This is a genomic window from Pontibacter sp. HSC-36F09 (assembly GCF_024171605.1).
In the GTDB taxonomy this organism is placed as follows: Bacteria; Bacteroidota; Bacteroidia; order Cytophagales; family Hymenobacteraceae; genus Pontibacter.
This window is the reverse complement of record NZ_JALKAA010000001.1, coordinates 622890-649562: the sequence shown is the minus strand read 5'-3', so window position 1 is coordinate 649562 and position 26673 is coordinate 622890. Positions and strand designations below refer to the sequence as shown.

24 protein-coding genes are annotated in these 26673 nt (G+C 49.4%); 12 read left to right on the top strand and 12 right to left on the bottom strand.

From position 1 onward, the window contains the following. Positions 1-180 precede the first annotated feature (180 nt). Positions 181-600 (top strand): nucleoside-diphosphate kinase, encoded by a 420-nt coding sequence (locus L1278_RS02940; protein WP_220625955.1) that lies wholly within the window; start codon positions 181-183, stop codon positions 598-600. A gap of 100 nt (positions 601-700) precedes the next feature. Next, positions 701-1969, top strand: a complete 1269-nt coding sequence (locus L1278_RS02935) for an energy transducer TonB (RefSeq protein ID WP_253400972.1) — start codon at positions 701-703, stop codon at positions 1967-1969. A 68-nt stretch (positions 1970-2037) separates the two neighbouring features. Here the strand turns inward: L1278_RS02935 and L1278_RS02930 are convergent, their stop codons facing one another. Next, the gene (locus tag L1278_RS02930; RefSeq protein WP_253400971.1) at positions 2038-2343 is read right to left on the bottom strand and encodes a LysM peptidoglycan-binding domain-containing protein; all 306 of its coding nucleotides are present in this window, start codon (positions 2341-2343) and stop codon (positions 2038-2040) included. Between the two features lie 210 nt (positions 2344-2553). On the opposite strand from L1278_RS02930, the gene L1278_RS02925 reads away from it, so the two are divergent. Further along, positions 2554-2985 carry a lipocalin family protein gene (locus L1278_RS02925; RefSeq protein ID WP_253400970.1) on the top strand — a complete coding sequence of 144 codons (432 nt, stop codon included), beginning with the start codon at positions 2554-2556 and terminating at the stop codon, positions 2983-2985. A gap of 120 nt (positions 2986-3105) precedes the next feature. Here the strand turns inward: L1278_RS02925 and L1278_RS02920 are convergent, their stop codons facing one another. The 4 genes from L1278_RS02920 to dxs form a co-directional block, all read right to left on the bottom strand. Continuing rightward, a complete protein-coding gene (locus L1278_RS02920; protein WP_253400969.1) occupies positions 3106-4233 on the bottom strand; it encodes an MFS transporter in 1128 nt (375 codons plus the stop codon). A gap of 212 nt (positions 4234-4445) precedes the next feature. Beyond that, positions 4446-4637, bottom strand: a complete 192-nt coding sequence (locus L1278_RS02915) for a hypothetical protein (protein WP_253400968.1) — start codon at positions 4635-4637, stop codon at positions 4446-4448. A 223-nt stretch (positions 4638-4860) separates the two neighbouring features. Next, positions 4861-5640, bottom strand: a complete 780-nt coding sequence (locus tag L1278_RS02910) for an alpha/beta fold hydrolase (protein WP_253400967.1) — start codon at positions 5638-5640, stop codon at positions 4861-4863. A 257-nt stretch (positions 5641-5897) separates the two neighbouring features. Next, positions 5898-7814 (bottom strand): 1-deoxy-D-xylulose-5-phosphate synthase, encoded by a 1917-nt coding sequence (dxs, locus tag L1278_RS02905; protein WP_253400966.1) that lies wholly within the window; start codon positions 7812-7814, stop codon positions 5898-5900. A gap of 386 nt (positions 7815-8200) precedes the next feature. Between dxs and L1278_RS02900 the strand changes: the two genes are divergently transcribed. The 3 genes from L1278_RS02900 (at position 8201) to L1278_RS02890 (ending at position 11306) form a co-directional block, all read left to right on the top strand. Further along, complete coding sequence (locus tag L1278_RS02900; protein WP_253400965.1) at positions 8201-8971, top strand: segregation/condensation protein A; 771 nt, start codon at positions 8201-8203, stop codon at positions 8969-8971. A gap of 118 nt (positions 8972-9089) precedes the next feature. Then, positions 9090-10151: a lysylphosphatidylglycerol synthase transmembrane domain-containing protein gene (locus tag L1278_RS02895; protein ID WP_253400964.1), complete on the top strand. Its 1062-nt coding sequence runs from the start codon at positions 9090-9092 to the stop codon at positions 10149-10151. Positions 10152-10163: 12 nt separating this feature from the next. Beyond that, entirely contained in the window at positions 10164-11306 is a 1143-nt protein-coding gene (locus L1278_RS02890) for an FAD-dependent monooxygenase (protein WP_253400963.1), read from the top strand. A gap of 25 nt (positions 11307-11331) precedes the next feature. On the opposite strand, the gene L1278_RS02885 is transcribed toward L1278_RS02890, so the two are convergent. The 3 genes from L1278_RS02885 to L1278_RS02875 form a co-directional block, all read right to left on the bottom strand. Further along, the gene (locus tag L1278_RS02885; protein ID WP_253400962.1) at positions 11332-11844 is read right to left on the bottom strand and encodes a GNAT family N-acetyltransferase; all 513 of its coding nucleotides are present in this window, start codon (positions 11842-11844) and stop codon (positions 11332-11334) included. Positions 11845-11925: 81 nt separating this feature from the next. Then, entirely contained in the window at positions 11926-12783 is an 858-nt protein-coding gene (locus L1278_RS02880; protein WP_253400961.1) for a restriction endonuclease, read from the bottom strand. Positions 12784-12956: 173 nt separating this feature from the next. Continuing rightward, entirely contained in the window at positions 12957-13946 is a 990-nt protein-coding gene (locus L1278_RS02875; RefSeq protein WP_253400960.1) for an aspartate-semialdehyde dehydrogenase, read from the bottom strand. Between the two features lie 511 nt (positions 13947-14457). Here L1278_RS02875 and L1278_RS02870 point away from each other — a divergent pair. After that, on the top strand, positions 14458-17118 hold the full coding sequence (locus L1278_RS02870; protein ID WP_253400959.1) for a lamin tail domain-containing protein: 2661 nt from the start codon (positions 14458-14460) through the stop codon (positions 17116-17118). Positions 17119-17230: 112 nt separating this feature from the next. Here L1278_RS02870 and L1278_RS02865 read toward each other — a convergent pair whose 3' ends face one another. Both L1278_RS02865 and L1278_RS02860 read right to left on the bottom strand, forming a co-directional pair. Next, positions 17231-17467 (bottom strand): hypothetical protein, encoded by a 237-nt coding sequence (locus L1278_RS02865; RefSeq protein ID WP_253400958.1) that lies wholly within the window; start codon positions 17465-17467, stop codon positions 17231-17233. Between the two features lie 607 nt (positions 17468-18074). Continuing rightward, complete coding sequence (locus L1278_RS02860; RefSeq protein WP_253400957.1) at positions 18075-18398, bottom strand: hypothetical protein; 324 nt, start codon at positions 18396-18398, stop codon at positions 18075-18077. Positions 18399-18650: 252 nt separating this feature from the next. On the opposite strand from L1278_RS02860, the gene L1278_RS02855 reads away from it, so the two are divergent. After that, complete coding sequence (locus L1278_RS02855; protein ID WP_253400956.1) at positions 18651-19916, top strand: DEAD/DEAH box helicase; 1266 nt, start codon at positions 18651-18653, stop codon at positions 19914-19916. Positions 19917-20043: 127 nt separating this feature from the next. Here the strand turns inward: L1278_RS02855 and L1278_RS02850 are convergent, their stop codons facing one another. Both L1278_RS02850 and L1278_RS02845 read right to left on the bottom strand, forming a co-directional pair. Beyond that, a complete protein-coding gene (locus L1278_RS02850) occupies positions 20044-20577 on the bottom strand; it encodes a dihydrofolate reductase family protein (protein ID WP_253400955.1) in 534 nt (177 codons plus the stop codon). Between the two features lie 55 nt (positions 20578-20632). Next, a complete protein-coding gene (locus L1278_RS02845) occupies positions 20633-20935 on the bottom strand; it encodes a DUF2892 domain-containing protein (RefSeq protein WP_253400954.1) in 303 nt (100 codons plus the stop codon). A 26-nt stretch (positions 20936-20961) separates the two neighbouring features. On the opposite strand from L1278_RS02845, the gene L1278_RS02840 reads away from it, so the two are divergent. The 4 genes from L1278_RS02840 to L1278_RS02825 all read left to right on the top strand — a co-directional run bounded on the left by L1278_RS02840 (position 20962) and on the right by L1278_RS02825 (position 26650). Continuing rightward, positions 20962-21291, top strand: coding sequence for a DUF2752 domain-containing protein (locus L1278_RS02840; RefSeq protein ID WP_253400953.1), 330 nt, complete (start codon positions 20962-20964; stop codon positions 21289-21291). 3 nt (positions 21292-21294) lie between these two features. Further along, the gene (locus tag L1278_RS02835; RefSeq protein ID WP_253400952.1) at positions 21295-21681 is read left to right on the top strand and encodes a TM2 domain-containing protein; all 387 of its coding nucleotides are present in this window, start codon (positions 21295-21297) and stop codon (positions 21679-21681) included. A gap of 326 nt (positions 21682-22007) precedes the next feature. Beyond that, complete coding sequence (locus L1278_RS02830) at positions 22008-25154, top strand: TonB-dependent receptor (RefSeq protein WP_253400951.1); 3147 nt, start codon at positions 22008-22010, stop codon at positions 25152-25154. 17 nt (positions 25155-25171) lie between these two features. Beyond that, on the top strand, positions 25172-26650 hold the full coding sequence (locus tag L1278_RS02825; RefSeq protein ID WP_253400950.1) for a RagB/SusD family nutrient uptake outer membrane protein: 1479 nt from the start codon (positions 25172-25174) through the stop codon (positions 26648-26650). Positions 26651-26673: the final 23 nt, after the last annotated feature.

The window sequence follows — 26673 nt, the reverse complement described above, 5'->3', positions numbered from 1 at the left end:
AGCGTTTTAAGACGCTACAGGACGCTTGCAGCGTATGGCTAAGGTATACCTGTAGGTATAGCAGTAGGAGCACCGGCATAAATATTTGCAGAAAGTATGGGCCAAGTGCTGCTATAATTAAGCTAAATGCGCTAATTTTGCACCTTCTAAACGAAACATACACACATTAACACAATAGACATGGCTGGAAACATCACATTTACCATGATTAAGCCGGATGCGGTTGCAGATAACAACATCGGTGGCATTACTAAAATGATCGAGGAAGGCGGCTTCCGCATCGTGGCGATGAAGAAGACAAGACTGACTGAGGAGCGTGCCGGCAAGTTTTACGAAGTGCACAAGGAGCGTCCTTTCTACGGTGACCTGGTAAAATACATGTCATCCGGCCCAATCGTAGCTATGATCCTGGAGAAAGACAACGCAGTAGAAGATTTCCGTAAGCTGATCGGTGCTACTAACCCGGCCCAGGCTGAAGAAGGCACCATCCGTAAGGTATACGCCAAGTCTATCGAAGCCAACGCCGTACACGGCTCTGACTCTGACGAGAACGCACAGATCGAAGGCGACTTCTACTTCTCGGCCGACGAGCGTTTCTAAGCTATTTAAAGAGTACTTATTGATTTCTCAAAAGCCCGCAGGACTATATGCCCTCGCGGGCTTTTTTGATTATGTTTGAATCAGCAACCCCACCTTCATTATGAAACAAACTTTACTCGCTGTTCTGCTTCTTTTTTTAATGGTGCCGGCTTTCGCTCAACAGAACGAAGAACCTGAGTACAAAGGCGTGATACTTCATTACAATGCCGATTGGCAAATTACCTCACCAGAGGAAGCTGTGGCGAAGCGGCTGACCTACTTCTCTACTGATGTTAGGGAAATGCAGCACCTGAGCGCTCCTTTGTTTCAGCATGTCGTTACCGATTACTATGCAGATAACACAGTTATGGCCAAAGGCTATTATAATGCGCAGGGCAAGAAGTGGGGTAAGTGGGTTTTCTACCATCCTAATGGTCAGGTGGATTGTGAGGGCAATTTTTCTGAAAATGTTCCAACCGGGAATTGGAAGTTTTGGAGTGCTTCGGGAACGCCTTTGGCAGATGTAACGCTGAACGGAGAAGAGATGCGGGTGAATAATCTTTGGAGCGAAACCGGGAATCAGCTCGTAAAAGACGGTCAAGGAGAGTATAAAGCACCTTTTGCGGCGGCAAATGGAAAGGGTACCTCCATACTGGAAGGTATGTTCGTTGACGGCTATAAGACAGGTTGGTGGCGACTTACAGATGCTAGCGGAAAAATGGAGCTTGAGCAGATATATGATAGCAAAGGCAAAATTCTGAGTGGTACAATTTATGTAAATGGGGTGCCGACTATCAGTAAAGATGATTTAATGCATTTAGTGAGTTTGCCAGACTATCTTTTTTATATAGAGCAATGGAGAACTGATCCGAAGTATTATGCGGCCAAATATCCGGTTGCAGCTGATTTGTTGGGATGTCAGATTACAAAAGTGGATCTGCCGCAGTCGGATGTTGCGCCTGCAGATTATTATTTCCAGGTTGTGCAGCGTAGAAGTAATGGTGAAGTCGACACGTTGCAATATGGGGTACCAGTTATAGAAGCTAGTTTCAAAGGTGACTTGTTTGAGTACACAAAGAAAAACTTCAAGGGACCATCAAGTACCTATATGGGGAGGAATAAAATAGAAGGTTTACTAATGATAAGTTTTACTGTGATGGAAGACGGGCAGGTGAAGGATGCCACGGTTAAGAAAAGCGTACATCCTAAGGTTGATGAAGAAGGGCTGCGGTTTGTAAACAGCATGCCAGCCTGGAACCCGGCTACGAGGCTAGGAAAACCAATAGCGTCTGAAATGATCCTTCCAATTAGATTTAGTGTGCGTACACAACATGTACAACCTCCATCTCCCCGCATGCCGGACCCGTTCTCTAACATTTACAGATGGTGAGTTTTTTAGTTAAAACAGAAAGGGCCAGCTTAATAAAGCCGGCCCTTTCTGTTTTAACTTGAGCAAACCTACTGCTTCGGAATTACAAACTGCTGGCCTGGTTTGATCAGGTCAGGGTTGCTGCCGATGGTTGCCTTGTTTGCCTCGTAGATCTTCTTCCAGGCGTTGGCGTCGCCGTAGTAGTGCTTAGCAATTTTAGAAAGCGAGTCACCACTCTTTACGGTATAGGTGTCCTGGCCTGTTGCTGGCTGTGCCCCTGGTTGCTGAGGCGACTGCTGGTTAAAAAATGAGCCATCGCCTGGCTGGCGGTTGGTTGGGTTTGGAGCCTTAACGGGTTCCTTGTCCCCTTTCTTAAAAAAATCACGCAATCCCATATTTCAAATTCTTATAATGTCAGTAAACAGTTTTTATGGTGCAGCTGTAAAAGCGCACTGCTTAAATAGATACGCCAAATGGTTTGCATGGTTGTATCTCATTGTATTCCTGCCAGATTATATAGCTTTCATCAACTTTAAAAAAGTTTTAACCGTACTCTATGCACGCCGCTTAAGTAAACAGGCGCAGGAAAGTATAACCAATAAACTATGAATAAAATGAACAGGAATCTGAAACAGGTGAAAGCCTACTTTACATTTGTAATGGCCTTCGTGCTGATGGCTTTTATGACGAGCTGCGGCGGTGACAAAGACAATGCCGGCAACGCCAACATGATATCAGGTGGCAGCAGCAAGACCTGGAAAGCCGCCAAAGAAACAACAGCCTCCGGCGACAAAGACAAACTGACCTCGGACGAAAAGGACGAAACCATGCAGTTCTACTCGGACGGTCGTTTTGCCATGGGGGGCGGTGGCTCTCTCCAAACCGGCACCTGGACCTACGACCAGGCAGGCAGACGTCTGTCTCTTACGTTTGAGGGTGCTAACGAATCGCAGAACTTTACTGTAGAGAAACTGACGGACAAAGAGATGGACCTTGTGGCAGGTGATGGCTCCAAGATGGAGATGAAAGCCGAATAAGGTATAAAAGAAAGTATATTTTGAGCAGAAAAGCCGGCCCAATATTGGGTCGGCTTTTTTTATTGGCCAGATAGGTATAGGCCAGTACTTAAGGTATAGCCGGACGGGCCGCGGGGCGCACTATACCAGGCGGCGCAGACCCAACAAACCCAGCATCGGGCCGATAGCCAGTAGCGCCAGGGTATAGTTTAGCGGCAACTGGGTGAGCAAAAAACCTGTGAGCTGGATGCTGACCACCGTAATGGCAAAGCCAATGGCCACCACAATGGTGAGTGCAGTGCCAACCAGTTGCGGCGGGGCTGTCTGGGCTGTCAGGGCCGAAAACTGCGGTGAATCGCCGGCCACCACAATGCCCCAGAAGAGCAGAAATGGTATAATAAGTTGTGAAACACCTATCTGCAGCACGAGCAGCGAAAGCAGACAGCACAAGCCTGAAAGTAATAATTGCACAAAGGCCACCCGTGCGCTTCCCCATACCTGCGACAGATAACCACCGCCTATACAGCCAACCGCGCCGGCCGCGATCACAGCAAAGCTATAAGCCGAAACCTCGCTGCTAGAAAGTTGAGGGAGTGACAGGGTTAGGATAAGCGGTGTAAATGCCCACAAGGTATAGAGCTCCCACATGTGGCCAAAGTAACCAAAAGCAGCAGACCTGAAACCACGATCACGAAAAGCCTGCAACATGTTTCCGATCCTGAAAGTAGCGCCTTTTTTCAGGTATGGTCCGTCGGGCACAAGCAGGTATAGGAGCAAGCCGCCTACTGCTGCCAATGCGCTTATCGTTCCCAGCACCTGCTGCCAGGGCAACGAAGCACCCAATGCCCGGATCAAGTGGGGAAAAGCAGTGCCCAGCACCAGCGCACCTACCAGGTAGCCAATGGCTTTCCCGAGTCCGGCGCTATACCAGCTGGCTGCTATTTTCATACCTACCGGATAAATGCCCGCCAGTAAAAAGCCCGTCAGCGCCCGGAGTAACAATACAGCATAAAGATCTTTGGCCGCGAATATCACCACAGCATTGGCCACAGCACCAAGCAAAGCACAAAGCAAGAACAGCAGACGCGGCGACACCTGATCGGCCAGCGAAAGAAAAGCAAATACCAGCGTACCTGCTATAAAACCCAGCTGCACCGCTGAGGTTAGCAAAGCCAACGCACCGTCCTGCAATTGCAACGATTCCTGCAGCTCCGGTAGGACCGCATTGCCGGCAAACCAAAGCGAAGTACCCGCAAATTGCGAAAACACAAGCGTAGGCAAGATTCGGGCGGGCGGAGCTAAGGTTTGTTGGAGCAAGGAAGTTTGAGAGTTTGAGAGTTGAGGGGTCTGAGAGTTAGGGAATCGGGAAGTTAGAAAATTTAAAAGCTAAAAAGTTAAAATGCGGCGACGTTACACTGTAACGTCTTTCGTGTTTAGAGCAATCCAGACGCTCTTTCGGACGTCTACGTCCGGAAGTATTTCTAAAACTGCTCTTCCGGACATCCGTGTCCGGAAGAATTTCTGCCGGGGACATTCTTGTCCCCGTATACCTGCAAAGCAAGCAAATAGGCAACGGGCTCTTTCGGATTTATCAATCCGAAGGCAAACGGTAGGGGATTTCCTAATCCCCGTATACCTGCAAAACCAAACTTGGCGCACGGGGATGTGGACATCCCCAACAGTTTGCTTCGGGACATGGATGTCCCGAAGAGCCTTTTATAAAATTATGAATGCCTGTAAAGGCCAATCAACCCTGCTGAATCTTGCATCATTATACCTGTCCGAATCGTGATGAAACCTCACTGAGACTGGAGCCATATACAAAGGAGAGGCAGGTTAATTATGCACCCAGCAATCAACAATTCACTCATCCACTCCATCACTCAATCCATCACCTCACCCATAAATCGTCTCAGCAAATTTCTCCAGTGCTTTGCGTGTTTCGTAGGTGCGCTCGAACATGCCCATGTGGCCGGTCTGCCCCAGGAAATAGACCATGCTGTTGTCAGGGAGGTGGCATTGCTCCAGGGCTTTGTCGAGTGGCACGGCACCATCGTCTTTCCCAAAGATGAACAAAAACGGATACTTTGCAGCAGCCAGCACATCAGTTCGGTCTTTTCGGTCGCGCATGGCGGCAAGGCCTCCGGTTACGCTCTCTTTCGGCGTGTTAGTGCCGATCTTTTTCATTAACGCGATTTCTTTCTTCAGTCGCTCACGGTTCTCACTATAGAAGAGTGGCTCAATGAAGGACTGCATGAACTTCTCTACGCCGTGTTTCTCTACAAACTCGATGGTCTTGTTGCGGTTATCTTTCTTCTCGTCGGTGTCGGGGAGGGCGGAGGAGTGGAATAGGCAAAGGCCACTGAGCATGCTGCTATACTTCTCAGCGAAAGCCATACCCACATAGCCGCCCATGGAGTGACCTACCAGAATGCATTTTTTAATGCCGAGTTCTTCCAGCTTTTCCTTCACATAGTCGGCCATACCTTCCATGCTGTAATCGGCTATACCTGAGGTATTGTTGCCAAAGCCGGGCAGGTTCAGCGCCACTACCCGGAATTGCTTTTGCAGCGGTTTGGTGAACTCATCCCAAACTTCTGTGCTTTCGCAGAAGCCGTGCAAGAAAACGATTGTGTCGCCGGAGCCGGCAGAGGTATAGGTCGTGTGTTTTGTCATAGTTTTAGGTATTTCTTTGTAGGTATAGGGCGCGATCTGTCCGAATCGTGCATAAATAATTGTGTCGTTATAAAAGTATGTGTTGGAATGTGTATCGCAAAGGATAATTTCTTGTTTCATCGCAGTGGCTATACCTCGGCCAGGTCGCGACCTGCCCCTACAGTTACTTACCCATATTCCAAACAAAAACCCCGCGGCTCCTAAAGAACTGCGGGGTTTGTCTTATGTCTTTTTTCAAAAGGTCCTTTGTCAGGAAACTATACCTTCACTGCCACACCGATCATCTCTCTCACGGTGTTCTCGATAGCAGCCGGGTCGAAGCCAGCGTCGCGGTGTAGTTCCAGTTGTGAGCCGTGCTCGAACACCTGGTCAGGCATGCCGAGGCGCTTCACCTGCGAGGTATAACCGTTGTCGACCATAAACTCCAGCACCGCGCTTCCGAAACCGCCTTGCAGGCAGCCGTCTTCTACAGTGATCACTTTGCTATACTTGCTGAAAATGTGGTGCAACAGCTCCTCATCCAGTGGCTTGCAGTAGCGCATGTCGTAGTGGCCCGGGTTGATGCCGTCGTAGCTCAGTTTCTGGCAAACATCCACGGCGTAGTTACCGATATGTCCGAATGTCAGGATCGCTACTTCTTTGCCTTCCTGCACGGTGCGTCCTTTACCTACCTGCTGCAGTTCCAGCGGGGTACGCCAGTTTGGTATCACACCTTCGCCACGTGGGTAGCGGATCGTAAACGGACCAGCACCTTCCTGCGAAGCGGTATACATCATGTTACGCAGTTCCTGCTCGTTCATCGGGGCGGCTACCACCATGTTCGGGATGCAGCGCATGTAGGCAATGTCGTAAGCACCGTGGTGCGTCGGTCCATCGGCACCGGCAAATCCGGCACGGTCGAGGCAGAACACTACGTGCAGATTCTGGAGGCACACATCGTGCACCACCTGGTCGTAGCCACGCTGCATGAACGTGCTGTAAATGTTGCAGAACGGTACCATACCCTGCGTAGCCAGGCCAGCGGAGAAAGTCACGGCATGCTGCTCGGCTATACCTACGTCAAAAGCACGATCGGGCATGGCCTTCATCATGATGTTGAGTGAGCATCCGGATGGCATCGCAGGCGTGACGCCCATGATCTTGTCGTTCTGCTCAGCAAGCTCCACAATCGTGTGGCCAAACACATCTTGGTACTTAGGCGGTTGTGGCGTGTCGTGATGCGTTTTGTAAATTTCGCCTGTTATCTTGTCGAATAGGCCCGGCGCGTGCCATTTGGTCTGGTCTTTTTCAGCCAGTGCAAATCCTTTGCCTTTAGTCGTTAGCACATGCAGGATTTTCGGACCAGGTATACGCTTCAGGTCTTCCATCACCGATACGAGGTGGTTGATGTCGTGCCCATCGATCGGACCGAAATAGCGGAAGTTGAGACCTTCAAACAGATTGCTCTGCTTCGATAGCGTGGCTTTGATGCCGCTTTCTACCTTAGAGGCAATGTGCTGTGCGTTCGGGCCGAATTTGCTGATCTTGCCGAGTACATTCCACAGTTCATCGCGCAGTTTGTTGTAAGTGCGGGAAGTGGTAATGTCAGTTAAATATTCTTTCAGAGCACCCACATTCGGGTCGATGCTCATGCAATTGTCGTTGAGCACTACCAGCAGGTTGGCGTTGGTGGCGCCACCGTGGTTCAGGGCTTCGAAGGCCATTCCACCGGTCAGAGCGCCATCACCGATCACGGCAATGTGCTGGCGGTCTTCTTCGTTTTTGTATTGCGAGGCAACTGCCATACCCAGCGCCGCTGAAATGGAGGTGCTTGAGTGACCTACGCCAAAGGTGTCGTATTCGCTTTCTTTACGCTTCGGAAAACCAGAGATTCCGCCATACTTGCGGTTAGTGTGGAAGTTGTCGCGGCGGCCGGTCAGGATCTTGTGTCCGTAGGCCTGGTGCCCCACATCCCATACCAGCTGATCGTAAGGGGTTTGAAACACATAGTGCAGCGCCGTGGTCAGTTCCACTACCCCAAGGCTGGCCCCAAAGTGGCCGCCGTGGATCGATACCACATCGATTATGTATTGCCTTAGCTCCTGGCATACCTGCAGGAGTTGCTCTGGCTTGAGGGCGCGGAGGTCGGCGGGTGTGTCGATGGAGGCTAGGAGATCTCCTGGTTTGATGATCATAGAAATGTCTTTATTATAGACTTCCAACAAATTTTTCAGGCAAAAGTTTGCATTGTGCAAAATACAGACTGCCGGACAAAACGTAAAGTTAGTAAAAATCAGAACACAAGCTGCAACTTCTCCTCCCTATCCTGTCAGGGCAGCCGACGGTGGCGTATGGGGTAAGCGTGGTAAGTGGGTGATTGTCAATAAGAGGTGGTCCTGCGGAACTTAATGACAAAGACTCCCCTTGATAATGCTACACTTATACAGGTGTGAGCTTAATTTGTTCGGATAACGTGGCGGTACGGCCTCTATAGCGTAGCCATTAAGCTGCTACTTCATCCAAATAAATTAGTATTTTTGTACATCAGTTGCGATCAGCGCATTAACCAAAGGCGAGAGAAGTGAGTTTCGAAATTAAATTACCGTTGTTTGAGGGGCCATTTGACCTGCTGCTCTTCTTTATCGAGCGTGACGAGCTGGACATCCACGACATTCCGATTTTTCAGATCACGAACGAGTTTATGGGCTACATTCGGCAAATGGAGCAGCTCAATATTGAGGTTGCCAGCGACTTTATTCTGACGGCCGCCACACTGATGCGCATCAAGGCCAAAATGCTGCTGCCCCGCACCGAAAAAGACGAGGAAGGCAACGAGATAGACCCGCGCCAGGAGCTGGTGCAGCACCTGTTGGAGTACAAGAAGTACAAGGCCGTGCTAGGCGACCTCGGGCAGATGGAAGACATGCGTCTGGCACAGGAAAACCGGGGCAACGTGCACGAAGAGCTGCAGCAGATCGCCAACGCCAACCACTTTGAATATGAGCTGCAGGACCTGAGCCTCTACAAACTCATGCGCGTGTTCGACAAAGTAATGCTGCGTTTTGAAGAGGAGCAGAGCCGCCCAAAGCATACCGTTCTCACCTATCCTTATACCATAGAGGAGCAGCGGGATTACATAATTCGTGTGATGGAGGAAAAAGAAAAGATAGCCTTCTCGGAGATCATTTCGGCCTTCCCGGACAAGATAGGCATGATCTTCAACTTCCTGGCGATACTCGACATGCTGCAACTCAACCTGATCGGCATCGAAGTAGGCGACGGGTTCAACGACTTTATAATTACCAGAGCCGAAGGGCAGGCGGCCCAGGTAATGCAGCTCATTCTGGAATAGCAATGCCAGAAAATCCTTAAAAAGCCAACCTGACTTCCCTAGTTGCCGAATAGTTAAGTAGTTTTGCACGTCAGCTATGTAAGAGCAAGCGCCGAAGAACTGGGTTAGAATAGCCTACATGGATCAAAATAAAAAAACCATATTAAAGAGTTTCAGTCCGATCAAGATCCTGATTCCGGTTCTGCTGGGTTTGGGCGCCACGGCCTGGCTGTTTATCAAAGATGATAAGCTCGGCGACCTGAAAGGTATAGCTCAGGCTAACTGGTGGTGGCTGGTCGCGGCGCTGCTCGTGCTCGTGATCCGCGATTTTGGCTACATGTACCGCATCCGTAACCTGACCGATAAGTTTTTGAGCTGGCGCAGCAGCCTCGACGTGATCATGCTCTGGGAATTCGCTTCGGCCATTACGCCCTCGGTAGTGGGCGGCTCCACCATCGCTACTATTTTGCTCAACAAAGAAGGTATACCGCTGGGCAAGTCACTGGCCTACGTTATGGTCACGGCCGTGCTCGACAATATGTTCTTTATCATTGCGGCACCCCTTGCGTTGCTATTCATCCAGGGCGAGGTGTTCCCCAGTCTAGGACTTTCGGATTCTGATGTGGGTGCGCTCAAAATGGCCTTTTATATCAGCTACTCGCTCATTGCCACCTATACCTTCGTTATGATCTACGCGCTGTTTGTGCGACCGCGTGCCTTCAAGTGGATTTTGCTGAAGCTAACCGGCTGGAAACTACTGCGCAAGTGGCGCATCAACGCGCACCAGCATGGCAACGAAATTATATGGGCTTCGCAGCAGCTGCGCGGCAAAGACTTTAACTACTGGGCCCGGGCCATCATCTCGACTATTTTCGTGTGGAGCGCCCGTTACTTCCTGCTCAATTGCCTGATCGCGGCCTTTACCGATGTCACCCTTTCCGAGCATATGCTCATCATCTCGCGCAACCTTATTTTCTGGATCGTGATGCTGGTGGCCATAACCCCAGGCGGGGCCGGTATTGTGGAAATGGCTTTCCCGAGCTTCTTTGGCTTATTCCTGGGTGGCTTCAGCAATATTGTGGTGGTGCTCTACCGCCTGATTACGTACTATCCATACCTGGTACTGGGTTCTGTTTTCCTACCAAGATGGGTGGCAAAAGTGTTTGGCAGATCTTCTGTAGAAGATGAAGTCAAGGTATAAGCAGGTATAGGTATGAAAGCCATTATTGTAGGAGGTGGAATCTGCGGTCTGTGCGCGGCGCTTGCACTACAGCAGACAGGTATAGACACCACGGTATACGAAGCGGCTCCTAAGTTCAAAGGGCTGGGAGCGGGCGTAGGACTGGCGGCCAATGCCATGCAAGGACTTCAGCGTTTAGGTGTGATGGACGACGTGGTGGCCAGAGGGAAGCAACTCGATGCGCTGGTTATTTTTGACGAGCACGGCCGCGAAATCAGCAACATGGATACCCGTCCCTTGAGCAGCAGGTATGGCATTAACAATTTTGTGATTCACCGCGCCGACCTGCATGAAGTACTCCTGAGCCACCTCAAGCCGGAAACGGTGGTACTGGGCAAGCGCTGCGAGGAAATAACGCAGCACGGCGACCAGGTGCAGGTTCTGTTTGCCGATGGCAGCCACGCCACCGCCGATCTGCTCATCGCCGCCGATGGCATCAGTTCGGTGGTGCGCCAGCAATTGGTGCCCGACAGCGTGCCTCGCTACGCCGGCTATACCTGCTGGCGGGCCGTGATCGACAATCCGGGAGTAGACATCAACAAAATGATTTCGGCAGAAACCTGGGCACCGCAGGGCCGTGTAGGTATAGCGCCGCTGCAGGGCGACAAAATTTACTGGTATGCCTGCATCAACGCCCCGCAGCACGACGAGAAAATGCGCCGCATGACGCCCGAAAAACTGGCCCGCCACTTCGAGTCAGTGCACTCGCCTGTAGAAGCCGTACTGGCCTCCACTTCGCAGGACCAACTCATCTGGAACGATATTGCTGACCTGAAACCACTCAGGCATTTTGTGTATGGCCGTGTTGTACTGCTCGGTGATGCCGCCCATGCCACAACGCCGAACATGGGGCAGGGGGCCTGCCAGGCCATAGAAGATGCCGTAGTGCTGGCCCAGTGCCTGCAGCAGGAGCCTGTGCTTGCCAACGCTTTGAAACGCTACGAAAAGCGCCGCAGGGCCCGTACTGCCAAAGTGATTTATCTGTCAAGAACACTGGGGGAGGTGGCGCACTGGCGCAATCCATTGCTGGGCAAACTCCGGAACACGCTTTTCCGTGCCATGCCGCGGTTTATTACGCAACGACAAATGGAAGATTTATATCGGGTAGATTTTTAGGTATAGCTTCGTTGTGCCTGTCGATTTAAGAGCGAAGTAGCTTCCAGTAAATCATTTCATCATCCCGCACGATTTCCCGCATGCCCAGCTTTTCCAATAGCCGAATGGAGGCGGGGTTTTCAACAAGGCAATTCGCTGTCACTGCTTTCACCTGCTGGTGCCAAAAGGCCCAGTCCACCAATGCCCTAGCCGTTTCCAGCCCATAGCCCTTCTGTTGCTCCTGCTCGATGATAGAATAGCCAATGTCTACAATTCCTTCCTGATTGGGACCGCCCTTAAAACCGGCATCGCCAATCACCGTGGCATTGTGTTTCAGCACGATCATCCACGATTCAAAGCCGGTTGGCTCCGGTAGTTGCTCCAGTCTTTTAATGATTCGGGGAAGGGTATCCATACTCTCCTGATCGGGCCAGTAGCGGGTGGGTTGCAGGCCGATTTCGGCCAGTATACCTGTGTTGAAGGCATAAAGTGCCTGTGCTACCGGAAGCGTGAAAGGGACTAGGGCTAGTCGCTGGGTATGGATGGGTTGGATGGGCATTATTTGGAATTTCTGTGATTAGGAATCAACAGTATAGATGGATAATCTGTGAAGTTACGCTGAAATTGCTACGCTTGGCTGCTAGAAATTAGCGAACCACTCTTTTTTGACCTTGACTTTTTCTATGAACTCTATCTCTACGCCAAGCTTCAGTTCTTTCAGCTTTTCAGCAAATTCATTTCCATCTATCAGATCGATAGGAGGGGCGCCATCTCTGTTAGCTTCTCTTCTTGCCTCTCTTGTAAAGCTACCTGTCGTAATGATAAGGCCTTTGTCTGCTCTGCCAATCATCGCGCCCCTAAAGTCTCTTACAATGCTGGAGCCTACGCTCCCTTGATAACGTTTGGCCTGAAAGACAACATGAAAGGAAAGAACGCCTCCTAGTCTGATGAGTCCTTGTCCGTCTATACCTCCGTCATTGGAGCGCTGCGTCACTTCTACATTCAGGAAGCCTAATTCACGAAGAACCCTCTGGCATAACCTCTCGAAGTTTTCAGGTGATATTTTCTTAACAGATTCTAAGAGTTCTTCCTGCCAGGAAAACTCAATTAACTCCTCGCTGCTATTTTCAATATCTGTTAATAAAGGTCTTTTGTCAGTATTGCGTTCTTTTTTATCAAGTTCTAGCACAGCTTTCTTAACAGCCCCTTTATCTATGGATTTCGTTTCTTTCCCTTTCTCCGTTAAGGCCCAAACTCCTCTGCTTGAGTTTTCAAGCAGCCCATACCGCTTCAAGTAATTTCTTGACCAAGCTAAGCGATAGGTAAGTTTGGTTGTACTTTCGCGATGTATGTCGTTTATCTCTTCTTCAGAAAGCTTCAATAACTCACTTACCTGTTCCTCTATCTCTCTAACAGAGCCGGATCCTCCAAGCCTTTTTAATGCTTGTAGGGTTGGCGTAAACAGGTCATCATACTTGTATTTAAAGATTTCGCTCATCGGAGTCCTGATAAAGAGGCTACTTACTATTGCTTTAAATATATGACAATTTATATGGAAAATATAGTCGGCTTCCGGTTTATACACCTTTGGTGGTAACAGGAGAGAATAAAAAAAGGAAGCCCATTTGAGCTCCCATTTTTCATATAAAAGTATGTTAACTTAGAATATACCTACACCAACCCCTGCTTCACCAAATACTCTGCAATCTGCACAGCATTGGTGGCAGCACCTTTGCGCAGGTTGTCGGCCACGATCCACATGTTCAGCGTTCTTGGCTGGGTTTCATCTAAGCGGACACGGCCAACCAGTACCTCATCTTTGCCGTGTGCGTCTTTCGGCATCGGGTATTGCAGGTTTTTTACGTCATCTACTACCTTGACACCTTCCGTTTCGTTGAGGATGCGGTATACCTCTTCCAGCGTAAAGTCTTTCTCAAACTCCACGTTCACCGACTCCGAGTGGCCACCCATGACAGGTATACGCACCGCTGTGGCCGTTACACGAATGGAGTCGTCACCCATGATCTTCCTGGTTTCGAGGATCATCTTCATTTCCTCTTTGGTATAGCCGTTGTCCTGGAACACGTCGATGTGTGGCAGCACGTTCAAATCAATCGGGTAAGGGTAGGCTTTCTCGCCTTCTTTGCCTGCACGCTCGTTCATGAGTTGCTCCACTGCTTTCACGCCGGTGCCTGTTACCGATTGGTAAGTGCTCACGACAATGCGCTTCGCCTGCAGCTCTTCGTGCAGCTTGTTTAGGGCTACTACCATCTGGATGGTCGAGCAGTTTGGGTTAGCAATGATCTTATCTTCTTTAGTCAGCTCTTTGGCGTTGATCTCCGGTACCACCAGCTTTTTGGTCGGGTCCATGCGCCAGGCTGAGGAATTGTCTACTACTACGATGCCTGCTTCGGCAAACTTTGGCGCCCACTCGGTAGAGGTGCTACCGCCGGCTGAGAAAATGGCAATTTGCGGGGCAGCCGCAATCGCGTCTTGCATCCCGATTACCTTTATCTGTTTACCCTTAAACTCCATCTGTTTACCAACAGATCTCTCAGAAGCAACCAACAACAGTTCCGTTACCGGGAAGTCGCGCTCCGCCAGTACTTTCAAAATCTCGCCGCCCACTAGTCCAGTGGCGCCTACTACTGCTACTTTCATTGTTTAGGGTATATTAATTAATTGTTTAATGGTTGATGGTTGAATTGTTGATCCGAGTATAGCCTATCACAGTGCGATGGCTATTCCAAATAACAGACAATTCGAGATACTCTAGTCTGAGTCCTGTGAATTTTTGAATCCTGCAAATCCTGATTCAGACAATTATACCTGTGCACGATTTGAACGAGTCGCGGCCTGTTTCTACAAGAGCCTTCCAACACAAGACCCGTGACACAGCATTCCTAAACTCTCCAGCTTCCTCTAACTAACTTATCTGGGCCGCGTAAAAGTTCTAAATTTTCAAAAGAGGTTCGTATACCCGACTTCACAGTGTCTTCGAAGATCTGTGCGTGTCATCGTTCTTTGGACTCTCGTTCCGCCTTTCCCTTTTTGCGGCTGCGAAGTTCGTAAGTTTTCACCGAAACATCTGCGCATGAAACAAACTTTACGCCAAGCTATAATAGATTCTCAAATCATTACATATCATGCTGGCCCTCAATATTCTTTCAGAATGACGACATGGGTGCAGGGGCTCGTGTTAGGTATAAACTACTTTATCCCTGATCTCCTCAGAGCAGGTTTCACGCAAAAGGTGCTGGCGACAGGGCTTCTTCTCTTTCTCCCATACCTGACTAGCGCTCAACTCCAGGACGATTTCTCTGACGGAAACTTCACCCAAAATCCTACCTGGGCGGGCGATGTGAGCGGCTTTATGGTAAATCCTCAAAACCAGTTGCAGAGTAGCGGGCCCGCCGTCACTGGCACGGTGCTATACCTGTCCACGCCTTCGCAGGCAGCGGTGGGCACAGTATGGGAGTTCTGGGCCAATCTGCGCCTGGCTACCTCATCGAGCAACTACGCCGATATTTTCCTGATCGCAGACAAAGGGGATTTGAAAGCCGCAGATGTGAATGGCTACTTTGTCCGGATTGGCAACACGGCCGACGAGGTGAGTCTCCATAGAAAAGATACCGGCAAGCCCTCTGTACTAATCATCAACGGCGTGGACAAAACGGTGGCAACTTCCAACAACATCGTGCGGGTGCGGGTGACGCGGGGCCTCGATTATACCTGGCGGCTCGAGATTGATGTGACCGGAACGGGGCAAAGTTATGTGAGCCAGGGGACTGTAACAGATGCTACTCACAAACACTCCGCCTATTTTGGCGTGCTGGTCAGGTATAGCTCAGCCAATAGCCAACGGTTTTTCTTTGATGATTTCCGGATAACGGACACGAACCCGCCAGTGCTGGAGAGCGCCCAGCCGCTGAGTCCCTATACCCTGGAGCTGCGCTTTAACGAGCCGCTGGCACGGGAAAAAGCCCAAGCAACTGACAGCTATACCTTGAAAGGGGACATTAAACCCGCTTCCGCCGAACTCACCGAAAGCGGTACAGTGCTGCTCACTTTTGGCCAATCGCTTCGGAACGGGGCTAATATAATTGCCGTGTCAGGTATAGCCGACTTGTATGACAATTCCTTGCCGAACCCGGTTGAGTTGACTTTCCAGTATGCGCTGCCGCCTATGCTGCCAGGGTATAACGAATTGCTCATCACCGAGATCATGGCCCGCGAAACTCCGGCTATAGGCTTGCCGGCGGCGGAGTACATCGAACTGTACAACCCAACCGAGAAGGTGCTGACGCTGCAAGGTATACGATACTCTCATGTTACTTCTACTACGGTCTTGCCGAACGTGCTATTGCAGCCGGGCGAGTATGCCGTGGTGGTGCCCAACGTGCAGGTGGCCAATTTTACCGAGTACGGCCGCGTGATTGGCATCAGCAATTTTCCAAGTCTGAACAATGCGGGCGAGCTCCTGCAGCTGCGCCACCCCAATGGCCGATTGATCTACGCCGTGAACTACACTGACACCTGGTACCGCGACACGGCCAAGCGCAACGGCGGCTGGAGCCTGGAGATGATCGACGTGACCAACCCCTGCGCCGGTGTTGAAAACTGGACTGCCTCCAACGACCCACGTGGTGGGACGCCTGCCCAACCTAACTCCGTGGCAGCCTCTATACCTGACAACACGCCACCTGTTTTGCTGCAAGTCACGACACTTGCCCATGATCGGCTGTCGCTGCGTTTTAACGAGCGGCTGGATAGTGCGCAGGTTGTGGATGTGAGCCGCTATACCTTGAGTCCGGCAGGTATAGGTATAGCGGCGGTGCAGGTTGTCTCGCCATTGTTTGAGGAGGTGGTCTTGCAACTGGCCAGTCCCTTGCAGGAACGGCAGCGCTATACCTTGACTGCCACCGGCATCCGCGACTGTGCAGGAAATCTGAGCTCGCAACCGCTTACTGCGACTTTTGCTTTGCTGTCTCCTCCAGAGCCCGGCGATGTAATCATCAACGAGGTGCTCTTCAACCCCAGGCCCGGCGGCGTGGATTTTGTGGAGCTTGTGAACCGCAGCGATAAGTACATCAGCCTGCAGAACTGGCAACTGGCCAACACCAGCAACGACAGCATCGCCAACCGGAGGGTGATCACGACAGGGCCTTATGTGCTGGAACCCGGCCAGTATGTGGTACTCACCACCAATCCCGAGAATATTAAAAGCAACTATCCAGCAGCACGGGGGGAGACTTTTCTGCAAATGACTTCACTGCCTTCCTACACGGATGCGGGTGGATCAGTGGTGGTGTTGCAGGCTGACAGCCGCCTTGCCGACCGCTTCGACTATACCGAGCGCATGCACTTCAGCCTGATCGACGACCGCAATGGTATCTCACTGGAGCGCATCCGGCTGGACGGACCGACTACGCCAGACAATTTCCATTCGGCATCTACCTCAGTTTTCGCCACGCCCGGCTACCTTAATTCGCAGTCGCAGCCAGGTATAGCAGCCCAGCGCATGTTCACCATCGAGCCCAGGGTTTTCTCTCCCGATGGTGACGGCTACGAAGATTTTACCACCATCAATTTCACCGCTGATCAAAGCGGGCTCGTCGCCAACATCACCGTTTTTGACGCACAAGGACGTGAAGTCCGCAAACTGGTGCGAAACGAGCTGCTGGCCGCTAACGGTTTCTTCCGCTGGGACGGCACCCGACAGGACGGCTCCAAAGCAGCTATCGGCTATTATCTGTTCTATATTGAGCTCTTCGACCTGGATGGGCAGAAGCGTGAGCACAAAGAGCGGGTTGTAGTAGGCGGCAGGCTGTAGAAGTTTGGGAGTTTGAGAGGTTAAGAGTTGGGAAGTTTGAGAATTGAGGAAGAAGGTTAGAAAAATGAATTGTAGCGACGTTACACCTTTACGTCATTCACGTGCAGCGGCTTTAGACCGGCTCTTCCGGACTTCTTTGTCCGGAAGCTTTTCTGCTGGGGACATCCTTGTCCCCGTATACCTGTAAAGCAGGCACATAGGCAACAGGCTCTCTCGGATTTATCAATCCGAAAGCGAGCGGGAGGGGACTTCCTAATCCCTGTATACCTGCTATACCTTCGCACGGGGATGTGGACATCCCCAACAGTCTGTTTTCGGATCTGGAGATCCGAAAGAGCAATTGTTTCATTTGTAGGGACAGGTCGTGACCTGTCCGAATCGTGCACCGGTATACCTTTCTGAATCGCACATCTAACACACCTGACTGAATAGCGCAGGGGAATCCCCTCCGAGGAGCAGGGCCGTTTCATTCTGCTCTTATTGTCATCCAGAAATGATCTTAGTTGCCAGTAGCATAGGCTTTACCTCCCTTCTGCCAAGATTCTTAACGGAATGACAATAGATTTTAGGATCGTTTTCTTAGAATGAAACGGCCCTGCTCCTCGGAGGGGTAGGTTAATCATGTACTAAACGATGCAACCATAAACAATTTAACCTCAAAAGATATAACCTTAAAACTCACCCCTTAAAGTCATATATAAACTTCATAAACTAACTTCTTTAGAAAGTGACTAAATATGTTAGCAACCATGTTGATAACTCACACTTATCCACAAGCACTTGCTATTTTTTTTAGAATATGCATTTATTTCTGCTACATACTTTCAGCCGTCCAGTAAAGTAGAGAATTGGCTTTGCCGTATTTACTGCACGGGCCAAACAACTTGACCTGTGATTCCAGAAGCTGCTACTTATGGGAATTGATCGGGAAAATTGAGCTTGCGCCACTCCAGAATTTAATGACTTCCCCTCCTGCTGGTTGTGGGCATTCGTCTGTAGGGAGCCTGAGAAGCCTCTCCGTTCAGAAATAAATCGCTTGGTGGCAGGTTGTACTCTATGTTCAGCTTCGGCTTGAGCTTATAGGCGGCATATTGGCGCTCTACTTCCAATTGCTGTCCTTTCAGGTCGAGTTTAACAATGTCAGGGTAATTCACCTTGGCCAAGGCCACGAGTTCTTGGAGGTCTTCGGAATAGGGTGGATCCGGTTCGATGCCGGCTGCCGTAGGGATAAAATTAGCAGCAAACTCCTGCGGCTGATTACCTTCATTCCACAAGTGCATCTCTCTACCCTTGATTTGCTGTTATTATAATGCTGTAAGGTAGCGCTTAGGCCGGCAAAATTATGACTTAGTTAGATTCCATTTGGCCCGCCGCAGAGACTTGTGGGTTTTTATCCTGCTACTACGCTTTCTATACCTTAGAAGCGGGCACCTGATTTCAGGCAGTAGAATTAAATCAGAAAAAGAAGCCGTACCTTTGCATTTCGCTGCGGCCCTGCGTAATGGTCAGTAGCTAACCAGTAACGCAACACCATGAAGTTCGAAGATTACCGCATATCCGACGAGATCAAAAAAAGCCTGGACAAGCTTGGTTTCCGCAAACCAACCGATATCCAGTTCAAAGCCATACCGCCTATTATGAAAGGGGAGGACGTGCTGGCCATCGCCCAGACCGGTACGGGAAAGACCGCAGCCTTCGCTATACCTATCCTCGACAAACTGCAGTACGCCATTAACCGCCGTCGCTCCGACGGTATTAAGTGTGTGGTGATGGTGCCGACCCGCGAGCTGGCCTTACAGATTACAGAAGTGTTCGAAGAATTGGGTCGCCATACCCGCGTGAAAACTTTTTGCGTGTTCGGTGGCGTGGAGCAGGGGCCACAGATTGCTAAACTGGAGGCAGGTATAGACATCTTGGTGGCCACACCGGGCCGTCTCTTTGACCTCGTGAGCCAGGGCTACATCCGCCTGGAGCGCGTCGAGGTGCTGGTGCTCGATGAGGCCGACCACATGCTCGACCTTGGTTTCATTCACGACATCCGTCAGTTGATTACCAAACTGCCCCGCAAGCGTCAGACGCTGTTCTTCTCGGCCACCATCAACGAAAAGATCAAAGAACTGGCCTATTCGCTGGTGAACAAGCCCGTGCGTATCCAGATCTCGCCGAAAGACCCTGTGTCCAAAAACGTAGACCACTCGGTGATGTATGTAGAGATGGACGAAAAGCGCTTCTTTTTAGAGCGTGTCGTGAAGGAGAACCCGGATAAGAAGATACTCGCCTTCGTGCGCACGCAGGTACGGGCCGAGCGCGTGGTGGCGGCCATGGAGCGGGTAGGTATTGAGTCGGTGAGCATGCACGGTGGCAAAGAGCAGAAAGACCGCACCGACGTGATGAAGCGTTTCAAGAATGGTGATGTGAAGCTGCTCATCGCCACCGACGTGAGCGCCCGCGGTATTGACATACCCAACGTGGACTATGTGGTAAACTACGACCTGCCCGATCAGCCTGAGAACTACGTGCACCGCGTGGGCCGTACCGGTCGTGGCACTGCCAAAGGTATAGCCGTGTCGTTCTGCAGCTCCGAAGAGAAGCCGATCCTGGATGAAATACAAACCTACCTTACCAAAGACATTAAAGTACTGCAACTCGACCCGGAAGACCGCGAAGCCACCATCGACTTCAGCCCGGAGGCCAAATTTGACTGGAAAGCCCTGATGAAGGAAGCCGAAGAGACAGAGTCGAAAGTGAAAGCCGCCAAAGCTAAGAAAGCCAAAGCAAAGGCGAAAAAGAAAAAATAGCGTTAGGTATACCGCTTATATAAAAGAAGCCTGCCTGTCGGATTTGTCAGGCAGGCTTCTTTTATATAAGTAATTGGTAGGTATAAATACATAAGAGTAGCTACATAGCAGGGCGGACGTACGCGCTTTAACAACTATACCTAACCTGCAGGAAACCATTGCGGTACAGCTTGTTTTCGGTCGGGATCAATTTCAGTTTATGCTCTTCAGTTTCCGCAGAAAACAGCGGGATGCCTTTCCCCAGCACGATTGGAATATACGTCAGGATGATCTCGTCCAGCAGGCCTGCATTCAGCACTGTGGCGTTCAACTGACCGCCCCCTATCAGCCAGATGTCCTTGCCCGGCTGCTCCTTTAGTTTTTCGATAAAGTCTACTGCTCCATCTCTCACAAACGCGACATACTCCGTATCCTGTTGCTCTGATCGGCTGAAGACGTGATTTTTTAGCTCAGGGTAAGGGAACGGCATGTCGAAGCCCAGAATTTCACGGTAAGTATTGTGCCCCATCAGGGTAGTGTCGATGGTTTGCAGAAAAGCACTGTAGCCGAAGTCCTCGTCCGGGATATTATACTTCTTGTCGTGCAGCCAGTCAATGTTTCCATCAGGTCGGGCTATATACCCGTCGGTGCTGGCCGCAATGTATAGGATGATCTTTCTCATAGCGCTATAAGTACGTAAAGCCGGCGTGCAGGTATAGCAGGTGAGGTACTATAAATTAGAGTATCGCGCTTTTTACCCGATGCTCCTCGCTTGCGCAGCCGTTATAGCCGAGCGCCTGGTTTACGGGACAATAGCGCAGCATACCTGTCAGGATAGGTATAACGCCAATAGCCGACAAGGCCTTTATTTTATAGTAAGCTCCTACCCCGATCATGGCAAGACCTGCCAGCACACGAACTTTCTGCTCAGTCAATCCTACGTTACATTCCATTTTAATTTCATTTATACCTTTAACAGTCATACGAGACACCTGCAGGAAGTTGTTCTGAAATGATCGTGCTATAATTTGGACAATCATGATATTAACTATACCTTATAGGGGCAATGCAAGTAATAAACAGAAATAGCGCCCTCTATGCGGTACGCAGCGTCGTGCCGGAGGCCGGTGCCTGGATCCTAGGCCTGTTGCTGCTGGCTGGTCTGGAGCCCATGAACGACCATCTGTTCAGTCTGTGCCCGGTGAGCTGGGTATGGGAGGGTGGCTGCCCGGGCTGCGGCCTTGGGCATAGCATCGCTTACCTGTTCAGGGGAGAACTGGGGCCTTCCTGGCAAGCCCACCCGCTGGGGGTACCCGCGTTGTTGCTGCTGAGCTGGCGTGTGACGGAGCTGTTAGCACAGTCCCGCAAATTATACCTGCATCACTCTAAACTATAAACTATGGCTAATGTATTTAATTTAATGCCTGAACTTGAGCCCGACGAGATGGCTTATGTGCAAGGTTTGCTGAACTCCATGTCGGACCACGAGGCGCAGCAGTTTGTTTCTGTTTACAGAGCGCGGCGCCGGGAGCCATTGCTGGTGCTGATAACGGCCGCCATCGGTTTCTTCGGGGTAGCCGGTGTGCACCGTTTTGTGCTGGGACATATAGGCATGGGGCTGCTGTACATCTTTACGGGCGGGCTGTGTTTTATAGGCACCATCATCGATGTGATTAATCATAAGCGCCTGGCGTTCGAGTATAACACCAAAGAAGCGCAGCAGGCACATGCGATCGTCATGGCCCAGTCAGGTGCTTACGGTGGCTCCGGGGACTACGGCGTTTAGCTTTTGTTACGGAAGGCCTCTTCTCTGTTATAACACCTCGTGTACAGAACGAAAAAAACTTCTGAATAAAGGAAGTAGCAGGTAGAGGTGTGCCTTGGATATTCTCCAAAAAAATATATGTTTTATCGAATGATGTGGCCTTCAATGTGTTGCAAAGGCTACTTTGTGCCTTTAGACGCTGTCAGAGGGATTTCAAATGGCAAGAAAAATATTACGCAGAATCTTTGTTAAGGTTTTGTTAAATGTTTTTAATGCCTATATTTGGTGATAAAACTATTCTATTATCTAATCTATTTATTATCAACCTAACAAAACAAGTGTAGTTTATGAAGAAAGTATTACTACTTAACTTCTTGTTTTTGTTTGCGCTTTTGGGCCAGGTAGCGGCACAGAGCAGGACAATAACAGGTAAAGTTACGGGGGCAGGGGACGGAGTACCTCTTCCTGGGGTATCTGTAGTTGTGAAAGGTACCACTACTGGTACAGCAACTAATGCAGACGGTTCATTCAGCGTAAACGTACCAGAAAATGCGAACACCCTGGTGTTCCGTTACATTGGATACGTGGCACAAGAGGTGGCGATTGGCGCAAATACTTCTATCAATGTGGCATTGGAAATGGATAGCAAGCAGCTGTCAGAGGTTGTGATTCAGGTGCCTTACGGCACTGTGGCAAAAACAGCTTTTACTGGTGCTGAGTCTACTATCTCTACAAAGTCAATTGAAAGACAGCAGGTGACTTCGGTTACTAAGGTGCTGGAAGGTCTTGTGGCTGGTGTTCAGACTACTAACGGTGGTGGTGGCCCAGGTTCAAACGCTGATATCCGTGTTCGTGGTATCGGTTCGATCAACGCTAGCAGCGCACCACTGTATGTAGTGGATGGTATCCCTTACGATGGAACACTGCAGTCTATCTCTACTGACGACATCGCAACTGTAACTGTATTGAAAGATGCTGCTGCTTCTGCTCTTTACGGTTCACGTGCTGCAAACGGTGTGGTAATGATCACAACAAAGAGAGGTAGCAAAGCTAGAGCAGGTGTTACAGTTAACCTGAGAAAAGGTGTCTCTGAGCGTGCTATTCCAGAATACGAGCGTGTGAACTCACAGCAGTATTATGAGTTGAACTGGGAAGCAATGCGTAACAACCGTCTTGCTGCAGGCCTTTCTCCTGAATCTGCTAATAAATATGCTTCTGATAACATCGGATCTGGTATTGGCTTGGTTTACAATCCTTTCAACGTAGGCAGAACTGAGATCATCGACCCTGCAACAGGTAAACTGAACCCTAACGCATCACTGCTTTATCAGGATAACTGGTCTGATGTGCTGTTCCAGCAGGCTAACAGAACAGACCTGAACGTAAACGTTTCAGGTGCCGGCGATAAGAGCGACTATTATCTTTCTGTTGGTTATATCGATGAAGAAGGTATCGCTAAGTTCTCTGGTTACGACCGTGTAAACGCTCGTGCTAGCATCAATACCCAAGTGAATGACTGGTTGAAAACTGGCATTAACTTAACTGGTAACCTGTCTGAGAACCAAGGTAACTATGCTACAGGTACTGCTACTTCTAACCCATTCTACTATTCTCGTAACATGGGCCCTATCTATCCGGTGTGGCAGCGTGACGGAGAAGGTAACTTTATCCCAGATCCAGTTCGTGGTGGTAATGCCCTTGACTGGGGTGGTGGCACAAATGCTCCTATGGGCATCAGACCATACGCGCCAAACTCTAACCTATTAGGTACATTGGCTCTTGATGAGAGATCCATGAGAAGAAGTGAGGCTACTGCAAACACATACGCAGAGATTAAATTCCTGAAGGACTTTACTTTTAAGACTACTTTCGGTGGTAACTACTACAACGGTTTTGCGACAACTTACCAGAACTCTCAGTTCGGTGATGCTCAAGCTGACAAAGGTAGATCTACTAAAGCCGATACAAGAACACTTTCTTACACTTTCAACCAGGTGTTGACCTGGAACAAGAAGTTCGGCGAGCATAGCATTACTGCATTAGCTGGGCACGAGAACTACTCTTGGGAGTCTAGAAGCGTTTCTTCTACTAAAACAGGCTTCCCTTTCCCAGGTACAACTGAACTGGCTTCTGCAGCAAACATCACAGGCGGTACTTCTTCCTTTAGCGAGCACAGAATCGAAGGTTACTTCTCTCAACTTAGCTATAGCTTAAAAGATAAGTACTTAGCTTCTGCCAGCTTTAGACGTGACGGTACATCAAGATTCTTCGAAGATGTACGTTGGGGTAACTTCTACTCAATTGGCGCTGGCTGGAGAATTTCTGAAGAAGATTTCCTTTCAGCTGACTGGATTGACGAACTGAAACTTAGAGGTAGCTATGGTGAGCAAGGTAACGAGGTGACTAGCAGTGTTTACCAGTGGCAGGGTCTTTACGGCCTGGGCTGGAACAACGCTTCGAATCCAGGAGCCCTTGTAGAAAACCTCGCTGCGAAAGATCTGCAGTGGGAAACCAACGCAAACTTTAACATTGGCGCTGACTTCAGACTCTTCAACAAAGTTGACGGTACTGTAGAATACTTCCAGAGAACTTCTGATAACCTGTTGTTCCAGGTGCAGCTTCCTTACTCATCAGCTGGTGACTTAAGACAGTGGGCTAACATTGGTACCATGACGAACAAAGGATGGGAGTTCCAAATAGGCTATAACGCAATCTCTACATCTGATTTCGATTGGAGAATTGATCTCAACGCAACTACTTTCAAGAATGAGATTACTAAACTTCCAAACGGTGATCCAATCATTAGTGGTACTAAGAGAATGGCAGAAGGCAAAGATGTATATGCATTCTGGGCACGTGAGTACATGGGCGTAGATCCGAAGAATGGTGATGCCCTTTACCGTGCGGACTCCAAGCTGTACAATCCTTCAAGCGCTGCCTACCAGATCATTGGTTCTGACACAGTAACGAATAACATCAACAATGGTGTATTTGGCTACCATGGTACTGCAATCCCAGACTGGACAGGTGGTATTTCTAACTCGTTCAGATACAAAGCGTTTGACTTAGCCGTTCTTGCTACATTCCAGGTTGGTGGTACATTCTACGACTCTAACTACCTGACTTTGATGCACAGAGGTGCTTATGGAACGCACATGCACAAGGACCTTCTGAACCGTTGGACTCCAGAGAACACTAACACAGATGTGCCTAGATTGCAAAACGCGATTACAAATCAGGATGGTTATTCATCAAGATGGTTGTTTGATGCATCTTACCTGAACATTAAGAACATCAACTTCGGTTATACCCTTCCAGCTTCTCTTATCTCTAAAGTAGGTGTGAGCAGTGTAAGAGCTTTTGCTTCAGTTGAGAACGCATTTATTCTTACTAAGAACCCAGGTATGGACCCTCAGCGTAGCTTCAACGGAACAGCTGATTTCTCTTATCCTGTAATGCGTACTTACACGGTAGGCTTAAATGCTAACTTTTAATTAGGATTATAAATTTTATGAAGAATATATTCAAAAAGGTTGCCCCATTAGCGCTAGCAGCGCTAATGCTGGTGGGCTGCGAGAAGGAGTACCTGGAGACTAGTCCTAACTCAGAGGTTCCAAATGAACTGGTATTTGCTACTACAGATGGAGCCTTAGTAGGACTGAATGGTATCTACAGATTCATGTGGGACAGTGAAGACCATGACAAGTTCGGCCAGAAGGCACTCGATATCGCCATGGACTACATGGGCACGGACATGTTCACTCCTGTAAGAGGCTATGGCTGGTATGTGGCAGACTATAACCTGTCATCTATTACGTCAACTACAGCTACTTCCAGATCTGGTTATGCCTGGAGACACTACTATCGTGTAATCTTCAATGCAAACAACCTGATAGCGAACATTGATAATGCAACCGGCCCTCAGGCAGATAAAGATTACATCAAGGGTAATGCACTGACTCTTAGAGCATACGCTTACTTCTACCTGGTTAATCTGTATCAGCATACCTACAAAGGTCATGAAAATGCTCCAGGTGTTCCATTGTACACTGAGCCAAACGCTGCCGAAGGAAAAGCCAGAGGCACTGTACAAGAAGTTTACAACCAGATTGTTGCTGACCTTTCTGCTGCTGAAGCACTTCTAGATGGTAAAGCCAGAAAAGTAACTCCTTCGCATATCAATGTGAATGTTGCTAGAGGATTGCATGCCCGCGTAGCATTGCAGATGGAAGACTATGCCACTGCAGCCGTTAAGGCAAATGCAGCTCGTCAGGGTCGCACACTTATGAATGCTACAACTTATGTAAATGGTTTCAGCACGCATAACACTGAGTGGATCTGGGGTCTTCAGATTCCTAACGACCAGGCAACAATCTACGCCTCATTCTACTCTCACATGGATAACACCGCAGGTGGCTATGCAGGTCTGGGAAGTACGAAGCTGGTTGCAAGAGAAATTTATGATGCGATGGCAGACGGAGACGTTCGTAAGACATTGGTTCAGGCTCCGCTTGCGAATCCAACAGACAATGACTACGAGAACTATACATCCTTCAAGTTCCGTAAGCCACTTACAAGCTCATGGCAAGGTGACTATGTGCTGATGAGAGCTTCTGAGATGTACCTGATCGAAGCTGAAGCACTTGCAAGACTTGGCAGAGACGCGGAAGCTGTAGCATTATTAGAAACTCTTGTTAAAGCTAGATATGCAGGTTATACTGCTCCAGCCACATCTGGCCAGGCACTGATCGACGAGATCCTGATGCAGAGAAGAATCGAGCTTTGGGGCGAAGGCTTCCAGTTGCTGGATATGAAACGCTTAAACAGAGACTTGAACAGAACTCCTGGTGATCCGAAAGAAGGTTATCACAACGCTGGTCTTGCTATCGTACTTAACCGACCAATAACAGATAATGCGTTCTTGTGGAGAATCCCTCAGACAGAAATTGACTCTAACGATCAATTGTCTGCATCTGATCAGAACCCATAATAGATTCTGAACACTTAGAATTT

Excerpts from the sequence above, each read along its gene's own strand:
- L1278_RS02860 (WP_253400957.1), bottom strand. The coding sequence starts at position 18,398 with ATGCACTTGTGGAATGAAGGTAATCAGCCGCAGGAGTTTGCTGCTAAT.
- L1278_RS02885 (WP_253400962.1), bottom strand. The coding sequence starts at position 11,844 with ATGCCCATCCAACCCATCCATACCCAGCGACTAGCCCTAGTCCCTTTC.
- dxs (WP_253400966.1), bottom strand. The coding sequence starts at position 7,814 with ATGATCATCAAACCAGGAGATCTCCTAGCCTCCATCGACACACCCGCC.
- L1278_RS02850 (WP_253400955.1), bottom strand. The coding sequence starts at position 20,577 with ATGAGAAAGATCATCCTATACATTGCGGCCAGCACCGACGGGTATATA.
- L1278_RS02870 (WP_253400959.1), top strand. The coding sequence starts at position 14,458 with ATGACGACATGGGTGCAGGGGCTCGTGTTAGGTATAAACTACTTTATC.
- L1278_RS02915 (WP_253400968.1), bottom strand. The coding sequence starts at position 4,637 with ATGTCCACATCCCCGTGCGCCAAGTTTGGTTTTGCAGGTATACGGGGA.
- L1278_RS02880 (WP_253400961.1), bottom strand. The coding sequence starts at position 12,783 with ATGAGCGAAATCTTTAAATACAAGTATGATGACCTGTTTACGCCAACC.
- L1278_RS02930 (WP_253400971.1), bottom strand. The coding sequence starts at position 2,343 with ATGGGATTGCGTGATTTTTTTAAGAAAGGGGACAAGGAACCCGTTAAG.
- L1278_RS02940 (WP_220625955.1), top strand. The coding sequence starts at position 181 with ATGGCTGGAAACATCACATTTACCATGATTAAGCCGGATGCGGTTGCA.
- L1278_RS02895 (WP_253400964.1), top strand. The coding sequence starts at position 9,090 with ATGGATCAAAATAAAAAAACCATATTAAAGAGTTTCAGTCCGATCAAG.
- L1278_RS02825 (WP_253400950.1), top strand. The coding sequence starts at position 25,172 with ATGAAGAATATATTCAAAAAGGTTGCCCCATTAGCGCTAGCAGCGCTA.
- L1278_RS02865 (WP_253400958.1), bottom strand. The coding sequence starts at position 17,467 with ATGAAACAATTGCTCTTTCGGATCTCCAGATCCGAAAACAGACTGTTG.
- L1278_RS02890 (WP_253400963.1), top strand. The coding sequence starts at position 10,164 with ATGAAAGCCATTATTGTAGGAGGTGGAATCTGCGGTCTGTGCGCGGCG.
- L1278_RS02840 (WP_253400953.1), top strand. The coding sequence starts at position 20,962 with ATGCAAGTAATAAACAGAAATAGCGCCCTCTATGCGGTACGCAGCGTC.
- L1278_RS02845 (WP_253400954.1), bottom strand. The coding sequence starts at position 20,935 with ATGATTGTCCAAATTATAGCACGATCATTTCAGAACAACTTCCTGCAG.
- L1278_RS02835 (WP_253400952.1), top strand. The coding sequence starts at position 21,295 with ATGGCTAATGTATTTAATTTAATGCCTGAACTTGAGCCCGACGAGATG.
- L1278_RS02875 (WP_253400960.1), bottom strand. The coding sequence starts at position 13,946 with ATGAAAGTAGCAGTAGTAGGCGCCACTGGACTAGTGGGCGGCGAGATT.
- L1278_RS02925 (WP_253400970.1), top strand. The coding sequence starts at position 2,554 with ATGAATAAAATGAACAGGAATCTGAAACAGGTGAAAGCCTACTTTACA.
- L1278_RS02935 (WP_253400972.1), top strand. The coding sequence starts at position 701 with ATGAAACAAACTTTACTCGCTGTTCTGCTTCTTTTTTTAATGGTGCCG.
- L1278_RS02910 (WP_253400967.1), bottom strand. The coding sequence starts at position 5,640 with ATGACAAAACACACGACCTATACCTCTGCCGGCTCCGGCGACACAATC.
- L1278_RS02855 (WP_253400956.1), top strand. The coding sequence starts at position 18,651 with ATGAAGTTCGAAGATTACCGCATATCCGACGAGATCAAAAAAAGCCTG.
- L1278_RS02830 (WP_253400951.1), top strand. The coding sequence starts at position 22,008 with ATGAAGAAAGTATTACTACTTAACTTCTTGTTTTTGTTTGCGCTTTTG.